9 protein-coding genes and 1 tRNA gene are annotated in these 7908 nt (G+C 70.9%); 1 reads left to right on the forward strand and 9 read right to left on the reverse strand.

All coding sequences use genetic code 11. The annotated features are described in order from the left end of the window. Positions 1–75: 75 nt before the first annotated feature. Genes IRQ30_RS18855 through IRQ30_RS18870 form a run of 4 tightly spaced genes read right to left on the reverse strand, consistent with a single transcriptional unit; the run spans position 76 to position 2408 of the window. Positions 76–411 carry a DUF3140 domain-containing protein gene (locus IRQ30_RS18855; RefSeq protein WP_193614493.1) on the reverse strand — a complete coding sequence of 112 codons (336 nt, stop codon included), beginning with the start codon at positions 409–411 and terminating at the stop codon, positions 76–78. Further along, the gene (locus IRQ30_RS18860; protein WP_193614494.1) at positions 408–623 is read right to left on the reverse strand and encodes a hypervirulence associated TUDOR domain-containing protein; all 216 of its coding nucleotides are present in this window, start codon (positions 621–623) and stop codon (positions 408–410) included. Before IRQ30_RS18860 ends, IRQ30_RS18855 begins: the two co-directional genes overlap by 4 nt. A 45-nt stretch (positions 624–668) precedes the next feature. After that, positions 669–1250 (reverse strand): hypothetical protein, encoded by a 582-nt coding sequence (locus IRQ30_RS18865; RefSeq protein ID WP_193614495.1) that lies wholly within the window; start codon positions 1248–1250, stop codon positions 669–671. Positions 1251–1259: 9 nt separating this feature from the next. Beyond that, positions 1260–2408, reverse strand: coding sequence for a zinc-dependent alcohol dehydrogenase (locus tag IRQ30_RS18870; protein WP_193614496.1), 1149 nt, complete (start codon positions 2406–2408; stop codon positions 1260–1262). 131 nt (positions 2409–2539) lie between these two features. Between IRQ30_RS18870 and IRQ30_RS18875 the strand changes: the two genes are divergently transcribed. Next, on the forward strand, positions 2540–3505 hold the full coding sequence (locus IRQ30_RS18875; RefSeq protein ID WP_193614497.1) for a hypothetical protein: 966 nt from the start codon (positions 2540–2542) through the stop codon (positions 3503–3505). Positions 3506–3522: 17 nt separating this feature from the next. Here IRQ30_RS18875 and IRQ30_RS18880 read toward each other — a convergent pair whose 3' ends face one another. The 5 genes from IRQ30_RS18880 to IRQ30_RS18900 all read right to left on the reverse strand — a co-directional run bounded on the left by IRQ30_RS18880 (position 3523) and on the right by IRQ30_RS18900 (position 7406). Next, positions 3523–4755, reverse strand: coding sequence for a hypothetical protein (locus IRQ30_RS18880; protein ID WP_193614498.1), 1233 nt, complete (start codon positions 4753–4755; stop codon positions 3523–3525). A gap of 43 nt (positions 4756–4798) precedes the next feature. Further along, positions 4799–4875 (reverse strand) — tRNA-Leu (locus tag IRQ30_RS18885). Between the two features lie 16 nt (positions 4876–4891). Further along, on the reverse strand, positions 4892–5446 hold the full coding sequence (gene def / locus IRQ30_RS18890) for a peptide deformylase (RefSeq protein WP_193614499.1): 555 nt from the start codon (positions 5444–5446) through the stop codon (positions 4892–4894). Next, positions 5443–5961 (reverse strand): ACT domain-containing protein, encoded by a 519-nt coding sequence (locus tag IRQ30_RS18895; RefSeq protein WP_193614500.1) that lies wholly within the window; start codon positions 5959–5961, stop codon positions 5443–5445. Before IRQ30_RS18895 ends, def begins: the two co-directional genes overlap by 4 nt. Positions 5962–6137: 176 nt before the next feature. Next, positions 6138–7406: an HNH endonuclease signature motif containing protein gene (locus IRQ30_RS18900; protein ID WP_193614501.1), complete on the reverse strand. Its 1269-nt coding sequence runs from the start codon at positions 7404–7406 to the stop codon at positions 6138–6140. Between the last annotated feature and the right edge of the window lie 502 nt (positions 7407–7908).

Genomic DNA, 7908 nt, shown 5'->3' on the forward strand with positions numbered 1-7908 from the left:
CGTTAGGCGACGTCGGCGCCCCGGGGCTGCAGGCAGGCGCGTCGCCGTCGCGCGTGCGCCGTACGAAGGCGGAGGTCAGGCCTTGAGCGGGTCGTGACCCCAGTTCATCAGCGAGTAGCGCCAGGCGGCGTCCTCGACGTCGCCCGACGGACGCTGGGCGAGATGACGGTGCACGTAGCCGACGACCTTCGCCATGTGCTCGACGTCGTCGTCGCCGAGGTCGTCCTTGCGGGTGCGGAGGATCTCGATGATGCGCCGACCCGACCGGTGGCCGGTCGACTCGCCGCCGTCGTCCTTCTGGCCCACCGAGCGGGACTCGTCGGTCTCCAACCAGTCCTCGAGCTCGCCCGCCGTCATGTTGACCGCGTCCTGCCAGTCCTGCCAGACGTCGGCCAGCCCCTCGGCGCTCACGACTTCTTCTTGAGCGCGCCGGGCTTGTGGACCGCGTCGCCGCCGCTCTTGTCGCTCTTCACGAGGTACTGCGGATCGTCCTTGGAGGCCTTCACGTCGCGCTTGCCGGCGTGGGTGTCCTCGGTGATCTTCTTCTCGACCTTGCCCTCGGCCGTGCCACCGTGGCTCTTCCACTCGACCTGGTCGCCCTTGCGCAGCTCGTCGTCGCTCATGGCCAGCGGTACCCGCCGGCCCGGGCGTCCATGCCGGGCGTGGGCTCAGCCCCGCCCTCGCAGGCTGCGCACGGCGCGCCACCCGGCCCACGCCCCCAGGACCCACGGCCCGGCGACGATGACCGGGTCGAGAGCGTGATGGCCCACGTCCGCGCGCTTCTGCCCGAACCGGGACCGCACCCCGCCGTGGGTGACCTCGGCCCTCACGCCGGTCTCGGTGAGGAGGTTGTCGGGACGCGTGCTGGCGAACGAGCGCAGGGTGCTGCCGAGCACCTCCACGCGGTCGCCCACGATCAGGAGCAGCCAGTGGGCGGCCCGGGCCTCGCTGTAGCGCTCGTAGGCGAGCTTGCGGATCGCGCCCGAGACGCCGTGCAGGGGCTGGGCCGTGCCGAAGACCGGCGTCAGGTCGGCGTGCTCGATCGAGCGCTCCCGGTAGCCCTCCCGGTGCTGCAGCTCGGGCAGGCCGTCGGCGGCCCCCTCGGGCTTCAGGTCGAGTGACTCGCGGGGGTACGACGGCCGGTCGGCCGGGTCGAGGTCGGCGCCCCAGCCGGGGATCCGCTCGCGCAGCGACTCGATCGGCTCGGGCAGGGCCGGCTTGCGGCCGGCGTACGGGTCGGTGAGAGACATCGCTGCTCCTCAGGAGGCGTCGGTGACGATCAGGGGCTTGATGCAGCCGTCGAGCTTGGCGGACATGATGTGGTAGGCCTCGGCGATGTGCTCGAGCGGGATCCGGTGCGTGACGATGTCGCTGGGCTTGAGGTAGCCGTTGCGGATGTGCTCGAACAGGCGTGGCCACTGGCGCTTGACCGGCGCCTGGTTCATCCGCAGCGTGAGCCCCTTGTTGAGGGCGTCGCCGAACTTCACGGCGCTGAACAGCGGTCCGTAGGCGCCCATCACCGAGACGGTGCCGCCCTTGCGCACGCTGTCGATCGCCCAGTTGAGCGCGATCGGCGAGCCGCCCTGGAGCTTGAGCTTGGCTGAGGTGACGTGCTGGAGCAGGTTGCCGTCGGCCTCGGCGCCCACCGCGTCGATGGCCACGTCGGCCCCGAGGTGCTCGGTCATCTTCTTCATCAGCACGACGATGTCGGCGTGCTCGGTGAAGTTGACCGTCTCGGCGTGCGCGAAGTCGCGCGCCTTGGCGAGCCGGTGCTCCAGGTGGTCGATCACGATCACCCGGCCCGCGCCCATGAGCCAGGCCGACTTCGCCGCGAACAGGCCGACCGGTCCCGCGCCGAACACCACGACGACGTCACCCTCGTGGATCCCGCCCAGCTGCGCCCCGAAGTAGCCCGTCGACAGCGCGTCGGTGAGCAGGACGGCGTCCTCGTCATCCAGCCAGTCGGGGATCTTGCTCGGCCCGACGTCGGCGAACGGCACGCGGACGAACTCCGCCTGGCCGCCGTCGTAGCCGCCGGTGGTGTGGGAGTAGCCGTAGATCCCGCCGACCGCCGTGGCGTTGGGGTTGACGTTGTGGCAGTTGGAGAAGAGCCCGCGCGCGCAGAAGAAGCACGAGCCGCAGTAGACGTTGAAGGGCACCATCACCCGGTCGCCGACCTGGAGGTGCTGCACGGACGGGCCGACCTCGTCGACGACCCCGATGAACTCGTGGCCGAACGTGTGACCGACCCGGGTGTCCGGCATCATCCCGTGGTACAGGTGCAGGTCGGACCCGCAGATCGCCGCCAGCTGCACCCTCACGATGGCGTCGTTGGGGTGCTCGATCCTCGGGCGGGGCTTCTCCTCGACGCGGACGCGGTAGGGACCGCGGTAGACCATCGCCTTCATCAGGGGACCTCCTGGATGTCCTCGGAACGCGTCCAGTACCCCGCGCGCCGCGATGCACCGCGCACGCGTCGCGAAGTTTCGGATCTGCTCGGCGCGGTGCGAGGTGGAGGCCCCCTCGCTAGCCTGCCCGGGTGAGTCTCTTCCGACGGTCCCGCAAGGTGAGGCTCCGCCACCACTCCCGGATCGAGCCCCCCGGGCCGGGCCTACGCCTGTTGTCCGTCTCGCCCACGTTCGACGGTAGGGCGGTCTGCGCGTGGACCGCGGCCGAGACACGACGGCTGCGCGGAGCGCACGACGGCCCCACCGACCTCCCCTACGGCGCGAGCTCCGAGGTCACCCAGGCGGTCATCACCACCCACGGCGCACGGCTCGACACCAGGATCGACGTCTCGGCGCTCCTGCCCTCGTACCCCACGGTCCAGCCACTTCCCGATGGTCGCGTCGCGTGGATCGGAGCCAGATCCGCGTGGACGCCGGAGGGCGTCGAGCCCAACGCGCTCGTCTTCGACGACACGGGAGGTCTCCTGCAGGAAGCCTGCGTCGGTGACGGCATCGAGCACGCCCAGACGACCCCGTCGGGTCGCCTCTGGCTCGGCTTCTCCGACGAGGGAGTCTTCGGCAACATGGGCTGGGGCAGCCATTCGGGGCCGCCGCCGCTGGGGCGCTCCGGCATCGTCCGGTGCGGAGCAGACCTCTCCCCGCAATGGACGTTCCCGACGTCCGGCCCGCCACCCGTGGACGCCTGCTACGCGCTGAACGTCGACGGCGAGATCGGCTGGGCGTACTACTACTCCGGCTTCCCCATCGTTCGCATCGACGGCGACGACGTGACGGTGTGGCCCACCACGGTCGGCGGCGCGAAGGCCCTGGTCACCGACGGGACCCGCGCCGCTCTCGTCGGGGGCTACCGCTCGGAGCGCCAGCGCATCGTCACCGGACTCCTGGAGACGACCTTCGTCGAGTCGGGCCGCGCCAAGATCGCCCTTCCGGACGGCAGCCCGGTCCCGGACGCGGCCCAGCTCGACGGACGCGGCGACCAGCTCCACGTGTTCGTCGGCCAGCACTGGTACCGCGTCGACCTCTCCGCCATGTGCTGAGCCCCGACACGGGCGGGTCAGTCTCGGTCGGCCGCGGTCCGCGCCTTGCCGAGGCGTTTGCCCTGGCGCCGCGCGGCTCGTGCGCCCAGCGCCGCCATGACCTGCTCGGCCACTGCCTCCACCTCGTCCCGTGCCAGGGACGTGGCGACGTCCTTCCCCTCGAACCACGACGCATCCCGAAGGATGCCGACGCTGACACGCTTCGCGGTCCGCCGCACCCTGGTGCCGAACGCGCCGAAGTCGTGAACCTGGTCGGGTCGGTGGTACTCCAGGACGATCTCGATCGGAGTCCCCTCCAGCCAGTCCTTGATGCCGGCTTCTCCCGACTCGAGCCGGTCGAACACCTCGCGCTCGACCATGTCCCCGATGTGCTCGCCCTCGACGTCGGGAAGGCTCTCGACGACGAGACCGGGCCCGAAGCCGAGGAGCAGGTCGACTCCCGGGGTCTCGTCGACCCGGTGAGAGCCGTACGGCACACGGACGATCGCCGGCACCGGGACTCGGGTGGGGTGCGCGACCGCCTGGCGGTCCGCGGTGCCCCGATAGATCCTGCGGAGGGCAGGGTCCACGGATACGTGATCCTGGCCGTAGGGCAGGCCGGGTCGTGGAATGAACTGGACATTCCCGTCGACCCAGCGAAGCGTCTTCGCGCTCGCCCTGAAGCTGACCAGCGAGGCGTAGGCGACCACCGGCTCCGACCTCGCCACGAGATCCTCGGACGCGCGGTCCCTCACCTCGATCACCGCCCGGCCGAAGCCGTCATCGGCCACCCGGAAGACCACCCTCGCGGACTTCGACCGGTCCGGACTCGCCTTCCACGGCGAAAACCACCCGAACTCCAGCCCCTGCGTGAGCACCCGCGCACGCGCTCGCTGCACGGCCTCCAGGGACCACCCACGGTGCGGGGCCAGGTCGACCATGGCCTGGTGGATCAGGTCCAGGACGAGCAGACCTCGGTCCTTCGAGGAGAGGGCGGCGACTACCCGCGGCACGAGGACGATCCCGGACTCCCACTCCCCAGGCGCCGCCGTGCCGACCTGGAGCTGCAGCTCGTCGTCCTCGTGCGGGTGGGAGAAGAACCGCAAGCTCGAGCAGGGCCCTTCGAGTCGCTCCGCCCGCAGCGCGTCGCCGTACGCCTCGGAGACCCGGCGGGCCGACTTCACCAAGGCGTCGGTCGCCGGGTCCTCGGTCCACGGCAGGTCCTCCCACCCGGAGGGCGGCCAGAACTCAACGTGACCGAGCACGGCCATGTGACTCCCTCTCCCAGCTGTCGACACGGTCATCGAGCCCTTCTGGTGCCCCCGCTGGGACTCGAACCCAGACTGTGCCGCTTTTAAGGCGGCTTCCTCTGCCGATTGGGATACGGGGGCGCGTGTGTCTACGACGTCATAAGTACGTCGTGCGCGCGTAGACCGCGTGGGCGCCGGCGACGCGGTCGAGGAACAGCAGGCCCGAGCAGTGGTCGATCTCGTGCTGGAGGGCGCGCGCCTCGAAGGCGTCGGTCGTGACCGTGACGCTCTCGCCGGTTCCGGGGAGCTGGCCGCGGACGACGAGTCGGCTCGCGCGCTTCACGTCGCCGGTGAGGTCGGGCACGCTCATGCAGCCCTCCCTCGCCTTCTCGTTGCGGCTGGACTCCACGACCTCAGCGTTGCACAGGACGAAGGTGCCGTGGTGGGTCCTTGCCTTGGGGTGCTGCGAGACGTCGACGCAGAACACCCGTGCGGAGACCCCCACCTGAGGAGCCGCCAGTCCCACGCAGCCGGGGCTGACGCGCATGGTCGCCACCAGGTCGGCCGCGAGCTGGACGGTCTCGGTCGAGGTGGGGTCGACGTCCTCCCCCACGGTGGCGAGCACGGGCTCGGGGGCGCGGACGACGGGCAGGACCCGGCCTGACACCCCGAGCTCGTCCTCCGACCAGGCGGTGACCCGGTCGTCGCTCACAGGTCGTCGGCCTCGGCCGGGCGCAGCGTCGCGACGACCCCGAGGTCCGCGGCCACCTGGCCGATCGAGGCCTGCAGCACGTCGACGTCGGTGCCCGCGGGCAGGTCGAGCTCGGCGACGAGCAGGTAGAGGTCGCCCGCCAGACGGGTCGTGAGATCGGTGATGTTGCCGCCGGCGCTCGCGACCTCCCCCACGACGGTCGACACGATGCCGGTGCGGTCACCGCCGTGGACGGTGAGGACCCAGGGCGAGCCGTCGCTGGTCGCCGGCTGCTCGGCCGGCACCTCCCGCACGGTGACCGTGAGCGTCCCGTCCTCGCCGAGGGGCGCCAGCGCAGTCGCGATCGCCGCCTCGTCGGCCGCGCCCGAGCAGACCAGGGTCATCGCGAAGTGCCCTCGCAGCAACGTCATCGAGGAGTCCTCGAGGTTCAGCCCGAGCCCGGCGAGCCGCGCGGTCGTGCCGGCGATGATGCCGGGCCGGTCGTGGCCGAGGACGGTGATGGCGTGGAGGGTCACCTCGGGAGTATCCCAGGCCCCCCGCCGGTGGTTGAGGAGGCTGCGCAGCAACCGTCTCGAAACCCCAGCAGCGCTCCACTCCAGCCTTGGTCTCGAGACGGGACTTCGTCCCTCCTCGACCAACGGCCGGGCGTGCCGATGCCCCACCGGTGGTGGTCCGGCGGGGTGTGGGGGGATCAGGGTCGTCGCTCGGGCTCGAGCGGGGTGGTGCCGGTGTGGTCGCGGCGGTAGGCGTGGCCGAAGGGCGAGTGCCACAGGTAGGTGCCGCGGTCCAGGACGTCGTAGGTCCACCGGCCGTGGGTCTTGAGGCGGTGGTGCCCACGGCACAGCGGTGCGGTGTTGCACGAGCAGGTCGGCCCGCCCTCGGCGTGGGGGATGGCGTGGTCGATGTCGCACCTGGCCGCGGGTCTGGTGCACCACGGGAACACGCAAGTGTGATCGACGAGATCGCCCTGCTCGCGCAGCCGGTCGGGGACCTCGTAGGCCGCGACATGGACGTGGTCGGCCAGGTCGCGCACGGGCTTCACGATGACGCGGGTGCCATGGTTGCCGCACCAGGTCCGGATCGTCTCGGCCAGCACCGGGCTCCGGGTGTTCCCCAGTCGGCCGACCCCGTCGAGGTCCTCGTGCACGTGGACCACCACCTCGGTGCCCCCGGTGGTTGAGGTGCGAGCGGAGCGAGCCTCGAAACCACCCTCCGCAGCATCCCCGGCGTCCCCGAAGGGCAGCGAGTCATGCCCGCGCCCGAGGTCCCCAGCAGCGATGGAGCGCCGTACGTCGAGCGACTCCTCGGAGCCGGCGGCCTTGATCTCAGCAGCGCGCCGGGAGATCGCGGTGTCGAAGTCGAGGGCGTCGACGTAGTCCAGGGTCCCGGTGACCTCGACGGTCCCGTTGATCGACACCTCGCCCTTGTGGACCTCGAGCCGCCGCCCGTCGGCGGCGAGGAGTCTGGCCTTCTCGGCGGCCTCGGGGTCGAACCGGGCCTGGGCGGCGGTGATCTGTCGCTCGATCTCGGCGTAGGACACCGAGTGCGCACAGAAACCCACCGCCTGATCGACGTAGGCCGCGGCCTGCCGAGACAGGGCCATGGTGTGCTCGGCGATCCAGCGCGCCTTGTAGAACGGCAGCTCCATCGCCTCGACCTTTGCCCAGATGCGCGGGAGGCGGTAGCGGGTCTCGAGGGTCGCGCCGACGTAGCGCTTCGCGGCGTCGGTCGACATGCCCAGCACCGCCCCGAGCTCCATCACCGCGAACTCGGACACCCAGGGTGCGCCGTCGCCGGCGAGCGGGATGCCGTGGTCGCCGAAGGAGGCCTCGCCTTCATCGTCGGTGGCGTGGAGGGTGCACCAGTCGATGACCGCGCCCAGGCGCTCCACCTCGGCCGCGGTGGCGGTCCGGGTGGTGGTGCGCATGACCTCGAGGAGGTCGGCGGCGGAGCTGGTCATGGGTCTACTCAAGCACTCGCCACCGACAGTGAAGGGCCTCAGAAGGCCTTATCCACAAGGGCTGTCGAAACTTTCTCAAGCTTTTTTCTGGGGTGGTTTCGAGACGGGACGTCGTCCCTCCTCAACCACCGGGCCGGCGGCCCCCGTTGGTTGAGGAGGTTGCGCTAGCAACCGTCTCGAGACCAAGCCACCAGACGGCCGGCCGCGGCGCGTCACCACCGCCTACCTCGTCCTCATCACTGCCAAGGACCGCGACCAGCAGCGGCGCGCGAGCCGAGGACCAGTTCCCGAGGAGGCGATCAGAGGTGCGGGGGTCTCGACGGGCGCTCCTCGCTGGCGCTCGTCGCTGCTCGACCAACGATGCGTGGTTTCGAGGCTCGCTGCGCTCGCACCTCAACCTCCGCGGCGGGGTGGTTTCGAGACGGGACTTCGTCCCTCCTCAACCACCGGGCTGGCGGCCCCCGTTGGTTGAGGAGGTTGCGCTAGCAACCGTCTCGAAACC

The organism is Nocardioides lijunqiniae, from assembly GCF_015024225.1.
GTDB classification, from domain to species: domain Bacteria; phylum Actinomycetota; class Actinomycetes; order Propionibacteriales; family Nocardioidaceae; genus Nocardioides; species Nocardioides lijunqiniae.